Origin of the sequence: Paenibacillus flagellatus, assembly GCF_003217775.1 — a bacterium.
In the GTDB taxonomy this organism is placed as follows: domain Bacteria; phylum Bacillota; class Bacilli; order Paenibacillales; family NBRC-103111; genus Paenibacillus_AB; species Paenibacillus_AB flagellatus.
The window spans coordinates 172,501-193,382 of sequence record NZ_QJVJ01000010.1 but is presented as its reverse complement, the minus strand read 5'-3'; the positions used below and the strand labels follow the sequence as shown (position 1 = coordinate 193,382).

Here is a 20,882-nt window from a genome sequence, read left to right as displayed (position 1 = left end):
GTTCCGGCGCTCATGCCTGCCGACGGGAGCGAATCGCTGGGAGAACGGGAGAAAGGGAGCGGCTGGCCGCTCCCTCCACTATTTCTTGATAAACTGCTGCGTGAACATTTTGCCGCAAGAACCGCCGTCGACGATGCCGACGCCGATATGGGTGAAGCCGGCGTTCAAAATGTTCTCGCGATGGCCCGGCGAATTCATGAGCGCCTCGTGGGCCGCTTGGACGGACTGGTTGCAGGCGATATTTTCGCCCGCGGACGAATAGTCGATGCCGAACCTCCGCATCATGTCGAACGGAGAGCCGTAAGTCGGCGATTGATGCGAGAAGTAATTGTTTTCGACCATGTCCTTGCTCTTGAGACGGGCGACCTCCGACAGTTTGGGGTCGGCGGTCAGCGGGGCGAGACCGGCTTCTCTCCGCGCCGCGTTGACGAGATCGATCATCTGCTGCTCTTCGGCGCTCAAGCCCGGAGCGGGCTCCGGCTGTTCCGGCGTCGGTGCCGGGGTAGGCGCAGGCGTAGGCGTAGGCGTCGGTGCCGGAGTAGGCGCGGGCGCGGGCGTCGGTGGCGGCGCGGGCCTGCCGCGACGCGGAATTTTCATATTCGCGTAAGCGTACAAAATCGATTCCAACGTCTTATCGTCGACGGCCCCCGTTACCGGAAGACCGTACTTTTGCTGGAACCGCCGTACCGCACTCTCCGTCTGCGGGCCGTAAAATCCGGTAATGATGCCGCCGAAATATCCCAGCGACTTCAGCATCCCCTGCACGGCATAAACGTCCGGACCTTTCGCCCCCTTGCCGAAGGCGCCGGCTGTCGGAGCCGAGCCGAACAAGCAGACGGCCAAAGCCAAGACGATGACGATCGATTTCTTGAAGCGGCGATGAATCGCCATTTTCACGTAGCACTCCTCCATTTTCGGCGCGATACCCCTAATATGCCATAACGGATGAAGCGCTATTCGCACGGCTTATTTTTGCTCGCCCATTCTTCCGGGAGCCTGCCCGAACGTCCGTCTCGCCCTCGCTGCGGACCGGCTCCGGCTTCGTCTCTCCTCTTCCTGCGCAAGCCGCGTCAGGCTTCCGCTCATAGCCGGTAAATGGGGTAATAAAATTCGTTTCCGTCGTGACCGTCGCCGCATTGACGAACGAAGAAACGTCTGCTATGCTGGATTTAGTACCTGATACTAAAAGTTGATACTAATACTTAGTTTTACACCTAAATGGAGAGGCGGTTTTCCCGATGAACGAACGGCAATCGACCCGCAGCTTGGCGACGATAACGGCGATCGGAGCGTATGTCCCCGAGAAGGTGCTGACGAACGACGACTTGGCCGGCATGGTCGAGACGAACGACGAATGGATCGTGCAGCGGACCGGCATCCGCGAACGGCGCATTTCCGCCCCCGACCAATACACAAGCGACCTGTGTTTCGCCGCGATCGAGAACATGATGGCCCGATATGCCGTCACCGTGCACGACGCCGACCTGATCCTGGTCGCGACGCATACGCCGGACTTCCCGTTCCCTTCGGTCGCCTGCCAAATTCAGGCGCGGTTCGACATCGCATCGGCCGGAGCGGTCGACCTGAACGCCACTTGCGCGGGATTCTCCTATGCGCTCCATATGGCGAACGGACTCGTCACCGCCGGGCTGCACCGCAAAGTGCTCGTCGTCGCCGCGGACCAGATGTCGCGCATCACCGATTATACGGACCGGAGCACCTGCATCCTGTTCGGCGACGGAGCCGGAGCGGCGCTTGTCGAGAACGGCGCAGCGTCTCCCGTCTTCCTCGGGGCGCACCTCGGGTCGAACGGCGCGGGCGGCATCCACGTGTACCGGACCGGCTTCCGCAGCGAATGGCAAGGCAAGCCGCTCCAGGATACGAAGATGGCCGTGCAGAACGGGCGGGAAGTGTACAAGTGGGCCGTGCAAACCGTGCCGCAAGGCATGCGCGCGCTTGCCGCGGAAACGGGCGTGCCGCTGGAATCGGTCGATTGGTTCGTGCCGCACAGCGCCAACCTGCGCATGGTCGAGTCGATTTGCGAGAAGAGCGGCTACCCGGTCGACAAAACGCTCGTCAGCATGGTCCGGTACGGCAACACGTCGGCGGCGTCGATTCCGCTCGCCCTTTCCGACGCGGCCTCGGAAGGGAAGCTCAAGCCGGGGCAGACGGTCCTGCTGTACGGCTTCGGCGGCGGGCTGACCCATGCCGGACTGCTCGTCCGCTGGCCGTTGCGGGAAGAGACGTTGCAGTAGTCGGCCGGTCCCTTGCGAGCCATACATCGCCTAGAAATCTTTCAAAAAAAAGGTATAATAAGTAGAGAGTCATGCTTGCATCGTCGGACGAAAACCAGGGGGGAGTCCATGCGACGAGAAAAAATATTGATTGTGGACGACGAAACGGAAATCGGCGAACTCATCTGCCTCTACTTGGCCAAGGAAGGATATCAGACGATTACGGCGCTCGACGGCTACGGCGCCATCGACATGGTCGAGAAACAGAAGCCGGACCTGATCATTCTCGACATTCAGCTGCCGGATTTGGACGGCTTCGAGGTGTGCCTCGAGCTGCGGAAGAAGACGAAGGCGCCGATCATCTTTTTAAGCTGCAAGAGCGACGATTTGGACAAAATACTCGGTTTGGGCGTAGGGGGGGACGATTATATTACGAAGCCGTTCAGTCCGGGCGAGATGGTCGCCCGCGTGAAGGCGCATTTGCGGCGGAGCCGGATGCTCGTCGAGCCGTCGTCGGACGGCCAGGAGCCGCTTCGTTACGGGGAGCTCGCGATCGAGCCGAGAAGCTTCACCGTCAAGCTGAGAGGCGAGCCCGTACCGCTGTCGGCGAAGGAGTACCAGCTGCTGCTGCTGCTCGCCCAGCATCCGAACCGGGTGTTCAGTCTCGACCAGCTGTTCACGCAAGTGTGGGAATCGCCGTCGATCGGCGATCCGCGGACCGTCATGGTCCATATCAGCAACATCCGCAAAAAAATCGAGCCCGATCCGGCGCAGCCGACCTATATCGTAACGGTGCGGGGCGGCGGCTACAAATTCAACGGCGCGCCGTCGGAAATCGAGGCCGTGCCGTAAACCTCCGAGCCCGCCGCATTCGATGCGACGGGTTTTTCTTCGCAGACGAGCGTCCGCGGCGTCCGGCCGCCGAAGAAGAACGACGAACCTTCGGTCAGCGGCTTCGCCGCGGCAGGCGGAATGCCGGCTGAACGCGCGTTAAGGCTTGATGAAGACGAGCATGCACAAAAAGCCGGGCGCGAACGCCCGGCTTTCGCCATGTCCTTAAAGCTGCCGAAGGAGGGTCAACACGCCGCCGACGGCTTCCTTCAGCTCCGCGATGGCCGGCTCCGGGACGGAGCGGCGAATCGCCGGGGTATCCAAATGATCGAGCAGCTTTTCCAGATGGAAGACGGCCCGGTCGACCGCCCCCTTGCTCCATTGATGCTCCGCCTGCCGCGCGAAGTTCGTCAGCTGCGCGGAGGCGGGCTCCCCGATTTCCCACGCCCCGACGCTCGCCTCGACCCGACCGTACGCGGAAACGATGCGTACGTCGTGGCGGCCGGCGTCCAGCGGGATGCCGATCGTGCCGGCCGCGGCGTCGACCGTATACGCGCCGGGAGCGAGAGGCGCCCCGTCGACGACGACGATCGCGTCCGCCGGCGCACGGAGGCCGATCGTCTGGGCGGCCGGCGTCTCGACGACGCCGTACGTATCCGTCGTGGCGGCGTCCGTGTCGAAGGCGGCGCTGAACGGCGAGCCGCCCGCCAGCAGCACGGCGCCGTCGGCACGAAGCTCGGTGCCGCGCGTCATTTTGAAGCCGACGACGGCGTCGCCGCCGTCAAGGCTGACGACCGATTGCTCGGCGTCGCCCGACGCCCGTCCGACGGCGTACGTTCCGTCTCCGGTCCGGAAGGCGACCTCGTCGCGAACGCCGCTTCCGTCGCCGCGACCGACGATCGCGCCGACGCCGTTCGTGCCGGCGGCGTATTCGGCCTCCACCGCCAGCTTCTCCGGCTCGCCGGCGCCGGCCGTCAGCAGCCGGATCGCATCCAGGCCGATAAAATAGTTGCCGGACTGGGCGTTTTTGCCCGTCACCTCGTAGCGGATCGTATGCGGTCCGGCCGTCAAGACGACTTCGCCGTGCTCGAACGTGACCGGACCCGTTACGTTCGGCGCGTAGCCGTCATAGGCGCCGCCGACCGGCTGGCCGTCCACGAACGCTTGCACGATGCCGTACAGCGGGGATTGCAGGAAATGGCTTTGCAGCTCGTACGTTCCCGTCTCCGGCACGTCGACCGTCACCGTCATGTAGTCGCCCGCCGCGGCGCCGCGGTAGAAGATGACCGTACTGCCGTTCGCCTGGACGAGCTTCGCCTCGCGGCCGGAGCTGTCGGTCAGGGGCAGCAGCGTCGATTCGTCGTACAGCCCTTTCAGCTCGTACGGCCGCGTCTTCATCACCGTCAAGAACCGGTGCGCGTCCGTCGGGGCCCCGCTGCCGACTTTCGTGAAATAGCCGTACGATTCGGCGCCCGGGTAGCGGGAGACCGTCATCGGAAGCGGCGAATCGCCCAAAAACTTGGCCGCAAGCTCCGCCGCGCCTCCCTGCAAGTACAGCTCGTTGCCGGGCGTCGTCACGCCGGCCGCCGCCGGCTGCCCGTCGATCTCGAACGATTTCAGTCCGCCGCTGTACAACACCCAGTCGTACACATGCGGTGCATCCGCCTGAAGGTCGTCGAGCAGGACGAACGTGTCCGGCTTCAAATAAACGACGTGCCGGTCGAACTTCGTCAGCTTCGGGTTGGCGTAAGCGCCCGCGGCGGAGCCTTTCACGTAGTCGTACGTCGGGGCGAGCAGCCCTTTCGTCAACGTACCGTTGCCAAGCAGGCTTTGTCCTTTGCCGTCGACTTGAATCGTGCTGTGGCCGAGCCGAACCGTGAAATCGTTGACCGGACCCGCGACGTAATCTTGATACCCCGGGTCGGAGGCGATCCACGTCCGGTTCGTCGCGATTTGGAAGCTGTTCTGGTCGTAATGGTTGTGGCCGAGATTCGACCCGTTCGCGACCATGGCGAACAGGACATCGTCGTCCTCCCACCCGCTGCGGAGCAGCGCCCATCCGTTCTCGTCCAGCGCGGTCGAAGCCGGCCACGCGTCCGGAGGCGTCACGACCGCGTCCGGGCGGAAGTACAGAAACCCGTCGACGCCGCCTACGGCCGATTTCGTCTCTTTCAAGTACCAGCCTGCCTGCCCGTTGCTCAGCCAGGCGTTCAGGACGTTCATCGTCAAGCCGAAGTAGTTGGCCGCGCTGGCGTCGGAGAAGTTGGCCAACCCCGTGCCGCCCGGAGCCAGCGCATAGACGGCCCAGCGGACGAGGAAGTCGTTCAGAAACGGATGCTCGGCCAGCTCGCGAACGCCCGTCACGCGGTCGATATGATCGAACGCCTTGATCATGTTGTCGGTCGCGTAGCTCGTGTACAGCATCCCTTCCTGCTTGCCCGACGACATCCGCTCGTCCAGATACCACCTGTAGTAATCCATCGCGCGCGTCAAGTACGCGTTCGCGTTCGGACTGTGGCCGAGCAGGACGGCGGCGCCGCTGCCGAGCGCGGATACGCGCAGCGACTGGATGTTGTGGTCGATTTTGCTTCTGGCGTCCTTATAAAGCGGAAGCAGGCCCTTCGTCTCCAGCGCGTTCATGACGAGCGTCCGTTCCTGGTCGGTCAGCCGGTCGTACAGCAGGTCGAACGCCATACTCGTCCCGAACGTCAAATGCGCCGTATCGAGACACGTAAAGCCGCCGCACGGGTAAGTCGGATCGGTCCAGGCGTTCCAGCCGGCGACGGACAGCAAATATTGCCTCGCCTTGTCGGCATAAGCGGTGTCGCCGGTAACCGTGTACGCCAGGCTGAGCGCCTCGAGCCGGTCCTGCACCGCCTTCGACATCGCGGTCCAGTACGGATACGGGGAGTCGAAGCCCGGCGGGTTCGGGATCGGTCCCGGCTGCACCGGCGGCAGCGGATAGGTGACGATTTTGCCGCCGTAATACGACAGCGAGAAGCTCGTCTCCGTCATGTACAGGTCGGCGTTGCTTCGGATCGCGTCCCAAAGCTGCTTGCCGGTCGAGCCGAACGGGGCGCTCGCCGTATCGGCCGCTCTCGCCTTCAGGGCGGGCACATCGTCCGGCGTGAAATACAGCCGGGGATGGCTCGCCGTCACGAGCGGAAATTCCCGGACCGGCTCGGGCGGCACCTCCCCGAACGAAGCCCCGTCGAAGTAGGCGGTGCCGACGTTCGCCTTATGCTGGTACAGCAGCAGCGTCGCATACGCCGCTCCCGCCGGCGCGTAGCTTTCGATCGAGATCGGGTTCCACGACCCGACCGCGGAATTCGTCGCGATTTTCGTCTCGATGCGGACGTTCGCCGAGTTCCAGAACTCCATGTACAGCTGCGACGAGCCGGACTCGTTGTAGGAGCGGACGGAAGCCCGGTACAGCCGGTCGGGCACGACCGGCATCGCCCCGCTGCGCAAGCCCGGCCCCGAGTCGGCGCTCGGATCGTCCATCCTTACGCTGTAGGCGCCCTCGTACACGTTCGACGTTACCGAGGAATAGGCGACTCCCGCGCCCAAAGCCGACCAGCCGGCCGGCTTGCCTCCGGCTACTTCCTCGAAGCCGCCGTTATACGGAAATTGCCGGGGAAGTTCCGTTAAGGAAGCGTCGTCGAAATAGGCGACGCCCACGTTCCCCTGATGCTGGTACAACAGCATCGTGGCGTATGCCGTCCCCGGAGGAGCCTCCCCGACGACGTCGAGCGGCTTCCACTGCGGACCGGTCGGCAGCGTTCCGATTTGGACGCCGATCCGCGCGTCGGCGGCGTTCCAAAACTCCAAATACAGCTGCGAGCCGCCGGATGGGTTCATGCCGTACGCCGACGCCTTGTAAACGCTTCCCGGCGAAGCCGCGACGCGGCTGCTGCGGACGCCGTTGCCGGCTTGGGCGCTGCCGTCCGTCAGCTTCACGGCGTAAGCGCCGCCGTGTACGGGCTCGTACACCGACTCGTAGACGGACGTCGGGTTCAGCCCGGTCCAGCCGGCCGGCTTGCCGCCCGCGACCTGCTCGAACCCTCCGTTCGCGATCGCCGCAGCGGGCTCGTCCGAGGCCGGATCGGCCCATGCCGCCGAAGGAAGCAGGCCCGCCAACAACCCGGCGACGACGAGCAGGCCGATCGTCTTTCTTCGCTTTCGAACATTCATCATAACGCTCCTTTCCCATTGCGAAATTTGGCACAGACGACATCACGGAATACGATATATACAAGTGGGATACCTGTCTGTACAATGTCTACTATAGCAACGGTGGAAAGCGTTTCCATGATGCTTTCGGCCTATTTGACCGGTGCGAAACGGGTCTTCTTTCGTCGAAGCGACGGGAAATTGGGCGCTCGAGTACCGGAGAACGAGGAAACGGAGGGATGCCCCGACGCTCCGCGCCGCCGGCGTCCCTCCGCCCTCGCCGTCATCCCGCCCCGGCCTTCTCCTTCCGGTACGTGCCCGGCGTGAAGCCGGTTATTTTTTTGAACATTTTGATGAACGTCTGGCTGTGTACGAAACCGACCTTCTCGGCGATGTCCTGCACCGCGAGCCCGGTCTGCTCCATCAGCCCGATCGCCCGCTCGACCCGGACCTCATTGACGTAATCGACGAACTTGACGCCGTATTCCTCCTTGAACAGGCGGCTGATCGACGTCGGATGGATCCGGAACTCGTCTCCCAGCACCGCAAGCGACAAGTTCGGATCGGCGTACCGCTCGTCGATGTACCGTTTCACTTCCTGTACGACGGAGCGGTTGATCTTCGTTTCGCGCCACTCGGCGATCCGCGCCGCTACCGCTTCCAGCGCTTCGCGGAACGCGTCCCCGATATCCGCGAGCGTCTCGTCCTGCTTGAGCGAACGCTCGATCCTCGAGCTTTCGGACAGCCAGACCGACTGAAGCTCGGGCGGCATATCCATCATTTCGCGCTGGATATGGAACAGCAGCATGAACAGCACATGCTTGATCTGCTCCGCGCCGAACCGCCCGTCCGGCAGCGCCTCCAGCAGCGCAGCCAGCTGCTCCGTCCATTCGGGCTCCCCCATCCGGAACGTCCGGCTCAATTCCTTGACCCGCTGCAGCTCCTGTACGATCTCCGGACTGCCGCCCGACGGCAGCTCCCGAAACGGGATGACCCGGTTCAGGCCGAGGGGCACCTTGTAGCCGATCGCCTCCTTCGCCGTTTGAAACGAGCTCGACACCGTATCGAGCCGCTCCGACGGCGCGCCGACGCCGATTGTAACCGTGAAGGGCAGATGGCGCTCCGTCCAGCCGCGAAACCGTTCCAGCCCCTCCGCCAGCCGCCGCTCGGCATACGAATCGCCCCGATGCGAGACGATCGCCCCGAGCCGGTGCTCCGCCACCCACTCCGGCCAGACGGCCGCGTCCGGCGACGCGAGCGTCTCCTCGATCGCGGATTGCAGCGCATATTTCAGCAGCTGCCGGTCGCGGTCGGAATAGTGCCGGCATACGTTCGCGAAATACCGGTCGATTTCGACGATGACAGCCGTCGCCGGCCCTTCGTCCGGCTTGAAGCCGAGCTGCTCCGCCTCCCGCCTTGCCTCTCGCGCCGCCCCGTCGGCGCGCCCCTCGGTCAAGCTGCGGAACAGATGGGACCGCTTGAACTTCCGGTTCTCTTCGTTTTCCCGGCTCAACCGGTTCGACTGGTCCCATAGACTGTCCAGCGCAAGGCCGATCGTCTGGAACTCGTCGCGTCCGCCCGACGCCGAGGCGACCGTTTTTTTCAGCGAGAACGTTCCGATTTGCCGCAGCAGCGATTCGATCGGCCGGTAATGGCGGCGGCTGACGTAGACGATCCAGGCGAGACCGGCCGCGACGCACAGCGCGCCGAGCGATACGGAGCCGTACAGCACCGGCTCCACCCAGCCGATCAGGCCGGGACGGAGCAAGCCCGCCTCGATGCGCCAGCCGGTATACGGCATGTCGGCCGCGACGAGCCGCTTCCGCTCCCTCTCTCCCGTCTCGGCAGGGTCGAACGTCGATGCGATGCGTCTGCCCCGCTCGTCGAAGAGCTCCAAGTAGCCCGACGACGCGTCCGTCGACCGCAGGAGCAGCTCGCGCAGCGTATCGACGCCGACGTTGGCGACGAGCAAGCCTTTCGTCCGCAGGTCGGCGATTTTGGCTAGCGAAATGACCTCCGGCTGCCGGGGCGCGAGCGGACTCTCCGCAAACGGGCGGCGGTCCCCCCACCGGTAGCGCGCATCCGCATCGAATTTCGCCTGCAAAAACGGCTTGTCGGCGAAATCGTCCAACCCGAGAACGGCGGAGGACCCGAGTACGGTGCGGTCCTCCGGCCGGTACAGATAGAGCGAATGCAGCGCCGGAAGCCGGGATTGCAGCTCGTTCAGCGCCCCCGCGGCCTTGTAGGAGGCCGCGAGCGACTCGTCTCCCGCTCCGTAGAAGGCGGCGATGCGCGCGTCCGACGAGACGGCGTGGAACATCGCGTCCTCGATCGTGCGCAGCGACTGCTCGATCAGCTGCAGCGCGTTGTTCGCCACCGCCTCGTTCGACCGGACGGCGGAGCGCTCCGACAGCTGACGGACGCTGACGAACGTGATGAGCAGCAGCGTGACGCACACGGCCAAAAACACGGGCAAATACGAAAACAACAGCCGATTGAACCAACTTCTCCTCATTCCGCGCTCCCCCTCGACCCATCGGTCCGAAAGTCCGTGCAACCGTTTTCTTCATTATTCCGCACGCTCCGGGCCACCGTCAACCACGATCAGCCGGATTCAAAAAATGATTCATCCGGCAAAAACGCTCTATTTGCAAACGGACGCATCCCGGCTACGATGAAAAGGCCACACGTGCGGCGGAAGCCGAAACGACAGTAGAGGGGTTGAACGAATTGAAACGGACACGGACACGGACACGGACATGGAACGCATTGGCGGCGCTTGCGATCGCGGCCGGATCGCTGACGGCCTGCGGCCCGAAGGAAGAGAACGGACAGGCGGGCGACGCCGGCAAGGGCGTGCCGGAAGGAGCCGCCGGGACGAAGGAGAAGCTCGCGCTGCGCCTGTTCGTCGACGCGCCGAGTAACGCGCAGCTTCCCGGCGGGCAGGACGATTTCGTCAAGAAAACGATCGAGGAGAAGTTCAACGTTACGCTGCAAGTCGAGTACATGATGCTGGGCGACGATTACAACAAAAAAATAAACGCCTACTTGACCTCCAACGACCCGCCCGACGTATGGCGCGACGGCAACGGGGACGGCGGCTCGAAATATGCGCTCGACGGCTTGCTCGGCGATTTGACCCCGTTCGTCAGCCCGCGGACGATGCCGAACTATTTCAAGCATTGGGTGGACGAAACGACGTTGAAGCGGTACCAGCTGGCCGGAGGCTTTTTCCGCGCGCCCGTCCCGTACAACAAAGAAATTTACCGGGCGTGGTACATCCGCAAAGACTGGCTCGACAAGCTCGGCCTGCAGGTGCCGAAGACGTACGACGATTATTACAAGGCGCTTCAGGCGTTTACGAACAACGATCCCGACGGCAACGGCAAGAAGGATACGTACGGCTTCTCGATGTCGGGACAGGGCGACGGCGTTTACTTCGATTGGCCGGAATACCCGAAAAACGGGCTCATCTTCCCTTCGACGCTGAAGGACGGCACATTCGTCGACATGCAGACCGATCCGAAAAACGAAGCCGTCCTGACCGATATCGCCAAAGTGATCGGCGAAGGGCTGGTCGATCCGGACTGGTTTCTGAACAAAGGGACGCAGCATATCGACAAAGCGGCTCAAGGAAAAGTCGGGGTCGTGCTCGGTACGACCAAGGATTTCGCCTTCGATTCGAATCCGACGAGCCTGCAGGCCAAGACGAAGCAGCTGTTCCCGAACGCCAACTGGGTGCCGTTCACGCCGTTCGGCAGCCAGCCGCTGCAGTCGGGAGTCGCGCCGGCGAACCCGTTCCTGTTTCACAAAACGGTCGTCGAGAAGCATCCGGAGAAGGTGAAACGGATCGTCGCCATTCTCGATTGGCTCGCCAGCGAAGAAGGGTTCCTGCTGACCCATTACGGGCTCGAAAACAAGCACTATACCCGCAGCGGCGGCACGATTACGCTGAAGCCGGACGCCATTCAGGAAGACATCGTCAAGAAGGGCGATTGGCTGTCGATTTGGGATTGGTTCACGCCGAATACGCCGGCGGCGTTCAAGCTCGACGTCGTCGACCCGAGGCAGACCGACCGCGACCGGGAGATCGTCAAGACGATCTCGGCCATTCCGACCGCGCCGTATATCGGCACGAGCATAACGCCGCCTCCCGGATTCGACCTCGGGTCGTTCCGCAAACGCCAGCGCGAGCTGCAGGTCAAGGCGGTGTTCGAGGACAAGTCGGGCAAACATTGGCCGGCCTACCGCGAGGAGCTGATGACCAAGTATAACGGCGCCAAGCTGTTCGAAGCGTACGAGCAGCAGATCAAAGCCGCCGGCCTCGCCCCGTAAGGCCGATGAAAGCAAGCCCCCGAATGCCGCATCGGCGTTCGGGGGCTTTTTTGTTTTTGCGCCGGTGTTTACTGGAACGTGATGCCCAAGTCGTCGATCCAAAGGACGCCGCCGCTTGCCGTCGGATCGTCGTGCGTTACGACGACGCGCAGCGTACGATCGTGGGCGGCCGGAGCGGTGAAGGTGACGGTATAGCCGGTCCAGGCCGTCGCCGCAACCGGCGTTTCGGCGATCACCGCCGACGTCGACGTGTCGACGATCTTCACGCGGCCCCCGGCCGCCGAGCCGTTCGTTTTGCCCTGCACGGTCAGCTTGTAGCCCGCGCCGGGCTTGTACCCTTTCCAGTCGTAGACGAGCTCCTGCGCGGCGCCTCCCGCGACGGTCGACAGCTTCAGCGATCGGCCGCCGGAGACGAACGCGGACGGATCGAGCGCCGCTCCCGCCGCAGCCGTCGCCGTCCCGCGCTTCCAATAACGCGGCAGCGACGGATCGAACCGGTCCGCCGTCTCGAAGCTCCCGTTCGGGACGCGGGAGTCGAACAAATGCGGCAATACCCGGACGTCGTCGAAGTAGGCGATGCCGTTCGGCGTCGTGGCGGAGCTGTGGTACAGCCGGATGCGGACATTGTTCCCCGACGATGCCGGCGTCGTAAACGAAAACGACAACGGCTGCCATGACGTGTTGGAGAACAGCAGGCTGCCGAGCACGGTACCCGTCGTATAATCGTACGCTTGGGCGCGCCCGCCGACGATGCCGTTCGTCTTGCCCTTGAATGTGACCGTATAGGCCGTATTCGGCTCGTAGCCCGGAAGCGGCTGCTCGAGCACCTGCCACGTCGAGCCGTTCGTCTTGACGGTTGCGGACCCGTCTCCCGCGTAGGGAGCCGTGTCGTCCCGGTATGCGGTGGCCGGAGTCGACTGCCAGCGGAACCAATATAGCGGCAGCGTGCCGTCCGCCGGCGAGACGAGCTCGAAGCCGGCGTTGACCGCCTTGTTCTCGCTCCATTTCGCCACCCCGGACGCCGAGTAGGCGGAGCAGAGCTCTTCCTTGCACAGCGCGTCGGCGACGTTCCATACGGTCCGGTCGAACTCGGCCAGATCGACCCAATGGTGGAACTGGTTCGCGCGGTCTTTGTCCGCCGTCGCGATCGGCTCGCGGAAGTTGTAGTAGGAAAGAACCGGATCGGTCAAGCTGCCGTTCCACATGACGTCGGTAAACGTCCGCGCGAACTTCCGCATATCCGACGCCGTGAACACTTGACCGCGGCGGTACGCCTCGAGCGCGCCCATCACCGTTATGCCGGCGTGGGACAAATCCTCGCCCTCGGTCGTATAGTAATGGCCGTCGTCCCAGCTCCCGAGCTTGTCCCAATATTTCCACTCGTACGCATCCGTCCCGAGCGCGGCGTTCAGCCGGTGCGGGACGACCTTGCTCTTGAACGCGCGCTCCATGTCGTTGGCGCGGCTCCGGTACACCGGCCGGTCGGCCGCGTAGGCGGCGGCGCCGTCGGTCGCGTCGTACAGCAGGTACAGCATGCGGGCGTAGCTCAAGTACATGTTCGGCGGCAGCGAGCGGCCGGGGAACCATTCCGTGACGAAGCCCGACGGGAATACATAGACGCCGGTGCCGTTGTCGCTTCCGTCCGTTCCCGTCATTTGCCGCCAATACGGGTCGTACTTATGCACCAGATGATCCGCGACGAAATTCCGGAACGTGTCGGCCGACGCCAGGTAGCCGGCGTGCAGGCCGGAATCGCCGTACACGGCGGCGGCGAACCGGAGCAGCGCCCCGCCGACGAGCGCGTCGTGCACCTGCTGCTCCCACTTCTCCCCGGCCAGCACGTCGTAGCTGTACAGCTTGTCGCCCGCGCCGCCGCCGGCGAAGTAGACGTCCATCCGGATTTGATGTCCCGCCGCCGCAGGCGTTGCGAAATCGAACGACGTTTGCTTGAAAACGTCGCTGTTCGCGAACGTCGTGCCGCCGAGCGTCGTCCCCGCCGTAACGTCATAGGCGCGTATCGCTCCCGTCGCCCCCGGCGACACTTTGCCCGTAATGAAAAACGAGTACGTACTGGACGGACGGTAATTGAGCAAATATTGCGATATTTGCGAGCCGGACGTTCCGTCGTGGACGAGCTCCAGTCCCCACTCCCCGTTCGGATTCGCTTCCGGCTCGTTCGTCATATGCGCGTTCGCAAGAGGGGATGCACGCTCCCAGCCGGCCGCTTCCGTCTGAACGACCGGCTTTACGGACAGCAGGTCGAAATACGAGACGAACGTCGCGGCCGGGTCGGCCTGATGCAGCCGGACGACGATCGTCTTGCCCGAGGCCGCCGGAGCCGTGAACTTCATCTTCTTGAGCGCCCAACGGGTGTTGTTGAAATCGACGGTGCCGAGGGAAACGTTGTCGGTCGCGTTGAACACTTCGAGCCGTCCTCGGTACCGGTCGTCGGATACACGGCCCCAGAAGCTTAGCGCGTACGACTGCGAAGGCGTATAGGCGATCGTCGCCTGCGCCGTTTTGGACGTTCCGTTCGAGGCGATCGCGAACGCTTTCGTGCCGGCCCAATAGTTGTTGATGCCGGTCGAGGCGTACGCGTCCGCGGACGTCGTCCCGGGCGCCCGCGTCCAGCCGGCGGGCAGCGTCGCGTCTCCGCCCGACGCCGTCTCGAAGCTCCGGTTCGGGGCGAGCTCGGCCGGGGCGGCCGCCGCCTGCGTCTTGATGCTGACCGCGTCGAACCGGGCTTTGTAGCCCGCGGCCGCGTAATCCTGCAGCCCGAGCCGGACCTGCAGCGTGCCGGTCGAGGGGGCGCGGAAGTTGAGCAAGTACCGCTCGAACCCGACGTGGTGCACCCGAACCGAAGCGACGACCGCGTTCGTGGCGGTATTGAAAACATCGACGATGCCCTGCGTCTTCTCCGTCTCCACCCCGGCGAACACCTCGAGCACGTAATAGGCGGAGGGCGTGTAGGCGATCGATTGGACCGCGCGGTTCTCGTTCGCCCCGTCGCTCTCCACGATCAGCCCCGCGCTTCCCGCATAGGCGTCTCCCGCCGCGACGGAACGGTACGTCGCCGACGGGCCGCCTTGGCGCTGCCAGCCGTCGGGCAAGCCGTCGGCGTCGGCGTCCGTCTCGAAGGAGCCGTTTTGCGCGGCCTCGGCCGCGCCGGTCGCCGAGCCGACCAGCGCGAACGTGTCGTTTTTCAGCTGGTTGTGCGAATAGCGGGCTTCCGCCCACCCCTTGTACCCGTCGCCGTCATGGTCGACGGCGTTCGCCAATATCCGGTTTCCGTGGTCGACGACTTTATCGAGCCATTCCGTCCGCCCGGTCGCCTCGTACATATTCATGTACCCGTCAAGAAAATACGATTCGCTCCAGGCGAGAGATCCCCCGTTCGGCGAATCGGAGCTGCCCAGGCCGAAGTTGAAGCTTTGGTCCGCTTCCATGAACCGGTCGACGCTCCGGTCGGCTCCGAGGGCCGGCGACAGCGGCAGGCACGTCATCGCGACGATGAGGGCAAGTCCCAGCGATACCGATTTTTTCCCCATTAATCCGTCTCCCTTCTGCGTATGGAATGTTCTTCCGCTCCCGCGTTCTCGGTGAGGGCCCCCGAACTCTATGTTTTCACGGGGTTCCGCTACGGCTCGCTTCCGCTCCCCTCCTTCCTCCGACGTCAATGGCCGTCGTGCCAATATTGTAGAACGGCGGCGGCGCGGCGGGATATGGACGTTTTTTGAACCGATGTCCGATTTTTGATCCGTTGCCGTGAGGCGGCGCGAAAAGGGATCCGCCATTTGCTCGAACCGGCGGAGACGACTCCGGTCGGATGAACGAACGAAAGGGAACGGACGACCCGCTGAGCATACCGCGGATCATCTGTTCCCTCTTTCGCTTCTAATTCATAAAGCCCAAGTAACGCAGCATGCGCTTCAGCATCGCCGCGCTTTCCGCGCGGGTGGCGAGCTCCCGCGGGACGAACGCGTCGTCCGCCCGGCCGGCGACTATGCCGGCCTCCAGAGCTTGGGCGGCCGGCCCGACCGCCCATTCCGCGACATCGCCGGCATCCGCGAAGGGAGCGAGCCGCTCCCGGTTCGCCTCCGCCGGTTTGCCGCCGGCCGCCATCGCGCGCGCGATCATGGCGACCATCTGCTCCCGGGTCACGGATTCGTTCGGCCTGAACGTTCCGTCCTCGTAGCCGTCGACCAGACCGGCCTTCCGCGCCGCCCCGGCCGCTCCGGCGAACCAGTCCGACGTCGCCACGTCGGAGAACGGTTGACCCTCAGCCGGTTCCCGGAGGCCGAGCGCGCGAACGAGCAGCGCCGCAAATTCGGCGCGCGTAACTCGGCGCTCCGGGGCGAACTCGTCGACCGATATTCCATGCACGACGAATTTGTCCGCCAGCAGCTTCACGTCCGCTTCCGCCCAATGGCTCCGCATATCGGCAAACGCCGTATCCGCTTCGACGACCGTATACATGCCGCCGTGAGCGGAACGGATCGTCACGGCCGGCGAGCCGCCGCCGTCCGGGACGACCGAAGGCGCGAAATGCAATCCGCCGTCCGGACCGATCCATACCGCCGCGATGCGGTCCGGCTTCACGGCGCCCGGCAAAACAATCGTCCGCTCGACATAAACGCCGCCGTAGTCTTCCACGACCGCGCCGTTCAGCCGCAGCCCGAATTCGACCGGGCGGTCCGGCACCGTCTTCGCGTTCAACCGCGCCGCCGCCTCGTCGGCCTCGTCGGCAGCCCGGTCCGACGCCAAAGACATCGAGACGGAGACGACCGCATCCTTCGGCGCATCCTTCAGCAGCCGGACGGGAAGCCGGAAGCTCGCCCAGGAAGTTCGAATGTCCACGAACGCATCGGTCCGTCCCCCCGCCCAATCCTGAATCGCCCGAACGGACAGCTCGACTTCGATCGCCGGATCGCCGCTCGTCACCTCCAAGGCGGCGGCCGGCTTCGCCGCGGAAGCGAGCGCCCGCTCGAGCGCGTCGCGGCCGATCGACGCTTTCGTGGCGTATCGCCCGTCCGGAGTCCTGCCCCGCTCGATATCGGCCGCAATGACCGTATTCCCGAGCTTGACCTTCCGTTCCTCCTCGCCCGCAGCGGGGGACTGCCCCGGTTCGGGCAACGGGTCCGGCGTATCAGCCGGAGCCGGGGTACCGGGCACATCGGGAGAATTCGGCGTATCCGTATCCGGCGTACCCGGTCCATTCGGTTCATCCCGCGGATCGGGGGGCGTATCCCGCTCCGGGCTAATCGCAAATCGCACCGTAACGCTGTTCCCCGCGGCATCCGCGACGACCAGCGTGTGGGCACCTTCCGAGCTTACGGTCGACCCGCTTGCGAACGGACTGCCGTCCAGCGTTGCCGTTCCTTCGTCGAAGACGATGATCCGGCTGTCCGCATACATCGCGCCGTCGGAGACGCCCGTTACGACCGGCGGCGTTCGGTCGACGGCCTCCGGTTCGCGCACGTTCACGCGGACGGTCGTCTTCGCCCCGCTGCCGAGCGAATTGCCGGCTTTGTAGGCGAAGCTGTCCGCCCCCGCATATCCCGCATCCGGCACATACACGAAGGAGCCGTCCGCCTGCAGCGTCGCCGTACCGTGCTGCGGCCGGTCGACAAGCACGACCGACAGCGCTCCGGAATCGTTGGCGAGCACGCCGGGTGCGGCGATCGCGAGCGGGGCGTTCCCGACGGCCTCATAGTCGTCCGCCCGGGAGGACGGAACGGTTCCTTCCGCCTGTCTCGGGAAAATGCCGATCGTCATGACGAAGTACGTCAGCTGCGGATCGTTGCTCAAGTCGGGAACGGCGAAGTCGGTTTTGCCGCTTCCTCCGAAGGTAGCGCCCAGCAATGAAAATAGCGCCTGGTTCTGGTTGATCGGAAGCCGGGTCCCGTCCGCCTTCAAGCCTCCCTTGGAGGGGAATCTCGCCTTCCGCGGAAACGAAACCAGCTCGGCCAGCAGCTCCTGCCCGGTAAACGCAGCGCTCCCCGCCTGCGCGATGTAGTAATGGATCCCGTCCGCAACGGGATCGAGCCGCGGCAGCCGGAACGTCGTCGCGCCGTCTCCGCCGTATCCGTTCCCCAGCACCTGGAACAGCGCCGCGTTCTCCGCGACGGAAAGCTCCCGGTTGTCCGCCGGCAGCCATCCCCCCGGGGAAAAGCTGTACGGAAACAGTCTCGCTTCGCCTGCAGCCGTATAGCCGGACGGGTTCTCCCTGCCCGGAAATACGCCCGTGTTCGCGATGTAATATCCCAACCCGTCCAACGGCTCGTAGCCTCTCAAATCCGGAACGGCGAACGTCGTCTTCCCGTCGCCGCCGAATGTCGTTCCGATCAGGGAGAACAGCGCGGTGTTTTGGGCGATGGGCAGCTGTTGTCCGGCGCAATACAGCCACCCTGCGGGCGCGCGCTGATATGGAAGCAGCTTGATTTCCCCGTACATCGGTTCGGCCGCCGCCGCTCGGGCCGGTTTCGCCGCAGCGAGCCCTCCCAGCGCGACCGCCGCCCCGATGGCGGCCGCGAGCAGCCAATTCGTCCATAGCGTCCATTTCCCGAAAACTCGATGATGCAACAAACTCCTCCTCCGTTCCGTCCACTCCGCTTTCACTCCGCTTTCGCTCCGCTCATCCCGCGGACCTCCAGCATGCGCACGATGGCCGCCGCGGCTTCCGCCCGGATGGAAGGGGTTTGCGGCGCGAATCGGTCTTCCGGAAGCCCGCCGACGATAATAATGCCGGTCTCCTGGGCCGTGGAGACGGCCAATCTCGCCCAATCCGGAATGTCCGCATCGTCGGAATAACCGGTCTCTCGTCTCTCTCCAAGCGCCAAACCCGAGGCGCGCATGACCATCGTGATCATCTCCGCGCGGGTAATATTCGCGTTCGGCCGAACCGTGCCGTCTTCGTATCCGCTGACGATGCCGAGCCGCACCGCCTGCGCCACGGGCCGGACCGCCCAATCTCCGATCGCGTCCTTGTCCGCGAACGCCAGCGGCATCCCTTCGGCCGACGGCTTCAGCCCTTTCATGAGCATGGTCGCGAATTCGGCGCGGGTCACGTTCGCATTGGGGCGGAACGTGCCGTCCGGGTATCCGTCGACAATTCCGTCCTGCACCGCGCTTGCGATTTCCGCTCTTCCCCAGTGATCCTCGGTATCGGGGAAGCCGGTCGAAGCGGGCGGGTCGCTCTTCGTCCCCGTGCCGCTTCCGGTCTCGCCTGGACTGTCGCCGGACTGCCCGCCCCCTCCCGGCACCGGGTCATGCCGCCTCTTGCCGACGATGTCGTCGATCGCTCTCGGATCCGGCCATTGAACCGGGACGGCGACGATTTTCGGATCCACATACGGCTTATCCGCGTTCGCGATGACGGTGACGAGGCATACGTCCGCAAAACCGCCGTCCTCGGTCTTCGCCTTGATTTGCGCCGTGCCCGGCGATTTGGCCGTTACTTTGCCGGTGTCGTCCACTTCCGCGATCCGGGGATCGTCGCTCGTCCAGACGACCTTCTTGTTCGCGGCGTCGGAAGGCGTCACCGCGGCGGTCAGAGACACGCTCGCTCCCGCTTCCAAGGTCACCGATTTCGGATTCAGCCTCACCCCGCTCGCGCCCACCTTTACCAAATCGGCGGCCGTCAGACGGAACGACTCCAGATAGCGCAAACTGTCGTCCAGCTTCAAAGCCGGCGTGTCGGGGGAGATGCGGAGCTGGGCGATATCCGAATGAAGACGGCCGAGATCGAAGGCGTTCCCGATTGCAGGTCCCGACGCCTTCGTTTTGGCGACGACGTTGACCGTCCCGGGCTGCAGTTCGTCCGGCATGTCGTAGCCGTCGATGACCGGGGTCAACGAATAGACGTAAATGGTGCTCTTCTGCCGGTTCGTCCCGTTGTCGGCGTACTGAAGCGGGCCGATATGCCCGGCCGTATCGTTCACCCGGAACGTCTTGGTCCCGTCGGGCCCGTGGCGGGTAATGCGATAATGCGACTCCATGTTCGATTGGTCGGTCCACTTCAGCGTGACCGTGCCGTCCTCGTTCGACACCGCTACGAAATCGGTCGGGTCGGCCGGCTGCAAAACGGTGTAAGGCCCGATCGTCTTCTCGGAGTAGCTCTTCGATCCGATGAGCGGCGAGAAATAGGCGCTGACCCGAAGCTGTGCCGACGTCAGCTGCGGATCGATCGGCAGCCTGAAAAATCCGATTCCCGTCGCCGGGTCCATCGCAATCGGAAGATCGCGCCAGGTCGCCCCGTTGTCGGGCGAATATTCGTACTTGACGTGCTGGACGGCCGTCGACCACGCCTTGTCGCTTTCCGCCAAGGGCACATATTCTTTCCCGGCGATCAAATAGGACCCCGCCCCGTGAACGGAAAACCTGGTAATGCTGGCGGCATACGTCGGCTGCGCCGGCCACAGAACGTGGAGCGACAGCAGCATGGCGATCAGAATCGAAATCTTCTTGCCCATCCCCAATCGTCCGTCTCCTTTCTACGAACCGGCATCCCTTATTTGCTTCCGGTTGCTTTCGAGCCGTCCTTCTCCGCCGCATCCCCGTTATCGAGGAACGACGTGTCCAGAATTCTGGCGTAAATATAAGGATTCAATTGGTGGCTTTGCACGTGAAGCTTCACTTTGTCCAGCCCCTCCACGTCGAAGACGAGCGTCTTGATGCCTTCGTCCGGAGCGACCTTGTGCATTTCCAGTACCGTAGAGGCCGTATTGCCCGCTTTATCCCCCGCATTGTACAGCGAAATTTCCGCCTCGTGCTCGCCCGGACTTACGACGGCGGCATCGAGGACGAGCCGCTTGAACTTGCGGTCGAGCGTCAGGATGACGTCTCCGTATTGGTCGATCTTCAACACTTCCCCGAACTGCCGGTCGTGCACGTTCGTTTCCTTCGGGTCTCTCGTCAGGACGGCATAGATGTGGTCGATTTCCATCGGCACGGCAAACATCGGCGTTTTCACCGCGCGCTTCGCTCCGATGTAAATGTGTTGGGTGGCGGGATCGAAGTCGATCGGTATGTTCAGCGCCTCGGCCAGCGCGCGGACAGGCAAGTAATTGTTGCCGTCGTAGTAGATCGCCGCGAGAGGCCGCCCTTCTTCGTTTTGGGGCTGCCAGCGCTCGCCGTTCAGGACGAACGATACGCCCCGGTTGAAAAAAGCGTTGATCGGCTCCAGTTGAGCGGCCGCATAAGCGGAGCCGAAGGAGGTGGCGAGGAACGCGACGACGAGCGAAGCGATCGCGACCGTCTTGTTTTTCTTCCGATTCGTCTTCAATGCGAATTCACCCTTTCGTTTTGGGA

At 63.8% G+C, this 20,882-nt stretch carries 10 protein-coding genes; 3 read left to right on the top strand and 7 right to left on the bottom strand.

The annotated features are described in order from the left end of the window. Positions 1-78: 78 nt before the first annotated feature. The gene (locus tag DLM86_RS22050; protein ID WP_110842232.1) at positions 79-891 is read right to left on the bottom strand and encodes a CAP domain-containing protein; all 813 of its coding nucleotides are present in this window, start codon (positions 889-891) and stop codon (positions 79-81) included. Positions 892-1,238: 347 nt separating this feature from the next. Between DLM86_RS22050 and DLM86_RS22045 the strand changes: the two genes are divergently transcribed. Together DLM86_RS22045 and DLM86_RS22040 are read left to right on the top strand one after the other, a co-directional pair. Then, entirely contained in the window at positions 1,239-2,255 is a 1,017-nt protein-coding gene (locus DLM86_RS22045) for a ketoacyl-ACP synthase III (protein ID WP_110842231.1), read from the top strand. Between the two features lie 108 nt (positions 2,256-2,363). After that, positions 2,364-3,086, top strand: a complete 723-nt coding sequence (locus tag DLM86_RS22040; RefSeq protein WP_110842230.1) for a response regulator transcription factor — start codon at positions 2,364-2,366, stop codon at positions 3,084-3,086. Positions 3,087-3,290: 204 nt separating this feature from the next. Here DLM86_RS22040 and DLM86_RS22035 read toward each other — a convergent pair whose 3' ends face one another. Together DLM86_RS22035 and DLM86_RS22030 are read right to left on the bottom strand one after the other, a co-directional pair. Continuing rightward, positions 3,291-7,259, bottom strand: a complete 3,969-nt coding sequence (locus tag DLM86_RS22035) for a heparinase II/III domain-containing protein (RefSeq protein ID WP_158289613.1) — start codon at positions 7,257-7,259, stop codon at positions 3,291-3,293. 262 nt (positions 7,260-7,521) lie between these two features. Further along, entirely contained in the window at positions 7,522-9,753 is a 2,232-nt protein-coding gene (locus DLM86_RS22030; protein ID WP_110842228.1) for a helix-turn-helix domain-containing protein, read from the bottom strand. A gap of 215 nt (positions 9,754-9,968) precedes the next feature. On the opposite strand from DLM86_RS22030, the gene DLM86_RS22025 reads away from it, so the two are divergent. Then, positions 9,969-11,573 (top strand): extracellular solute-binding protein, encoded by a 1,605-nt coding sequence (locus DLM86_RS22025; RefSeq protein ID WP_158289612.1) that lies wholly within the window; start codon positions 9,969-9,971, stop codon positions 11,571-11,573. 68 nt (positions 11,574-11,641) lie between these two features. Here the strand turns inward: DLM86_RS22025 and DLM86_RS22020 are convergent, their stop codons facing one another. The 4 genes from DLM86_RS22020 to DLM86_RS22005 form a co-directional block, all read right to left on the bottom strand. Then, a complete protein-coding gene (locus DLM86_RS22020; protein ID WP_110842226.1) occupies positions 11,642-15,121 on the bottom strand; it encodes a carbohydrate binding domain-containing protein in 3,480 nt (1,159 codons plus the stop codon). A 346-nt stretch (positions 15,122-15,467) separates the two neighbouring features. Then, entirely contained in the window at positions 15,468-18,155 is a 2,688-nt protein-coding gene (locus tag DLM86_RS32510; RefSeq protein WP_110842225.1) for a tail fiber protein, read from the bottom strand. Positions 18,156-18,187: 32 nt separating this feature from the next. Beyond that, entirely contained in the window at positions 18,188-20,044 is a 1,857-nt protein-coding gene (locus DLM86_RS22010; protein ID WP_110842224.1) for an S-layer homology domain-containing protein, read from the bottom strand. Positions 20,045-20,082: 38 nt separating this feature from the next. Next, complete coding sequence (locus DLM86_RS22005) at positions 20,083-20,856, bottom strand: stalk domain-containing protein (RefSeq protein WP_110842223.1); 774 nt, start codon at positions 20,854-20,856, stop codon at positions 20,083-20,085. Positions 20,857-20,882: the final 26 nt, after the last annotated feature.

What these genes read in the sequence shown, in the direction of transcription:
- DLM86_RS22040 (WP_110842230.1), top strand. Translation starts at nt 2,364, where the DNA reads ATGCGACGAGAAAAAATATTGATTGTGGACGACGAAACGGAAATCGGC.
- DLM86_RS22010 (WP_110842224.1), bottom strand. Translation starts at nt 20,044, where the DNA reads ATGGGCAAGAAGATTTCGATTCTGATCGCCATGCTGCTGTCGCTCCAC.
- DLM86_RS22045 (WP_110842231.1), top strand. Translation starts at nt 1,239, where the DNA reads ATGAACGAACGGCAATCGACCCGCAGCTTGGCGACGATAACGGCGATC.
- DLM86_RS22030 (WP_110842228.1), bottom strand. Translation starts at nt 9,753, where the DNA reads ATGAGGAGAAGTTGGTTCAATCGGCTGTTGTTTTCGTATTTGCCCGTG.
- DLM86_RS22020 (WP_110842226.1), bottom strand. Translation starts at nt 15,121, where the DNA reads ATGGGGAAAAAATCGGTATCGCTGGGACTTGCCCTCATCGTCGCGATG.
- DLM86_RS22050 (WP_110842232.1), bottom strand. Translation starts at nt 891, where the DNA reads ATGGCGATTCATCGCCGCTTCAAGAAATCGATCGTCATCGTCTTGGCT.
- DLM86_RS22035 (WP_158289613.1), bottom strand. Translation starts at nt 7,259, where the DNA reads ATGAATGTTCGAAAGCGAAGAAAGACGATCGGCCTGCTCGTCGTCGCC.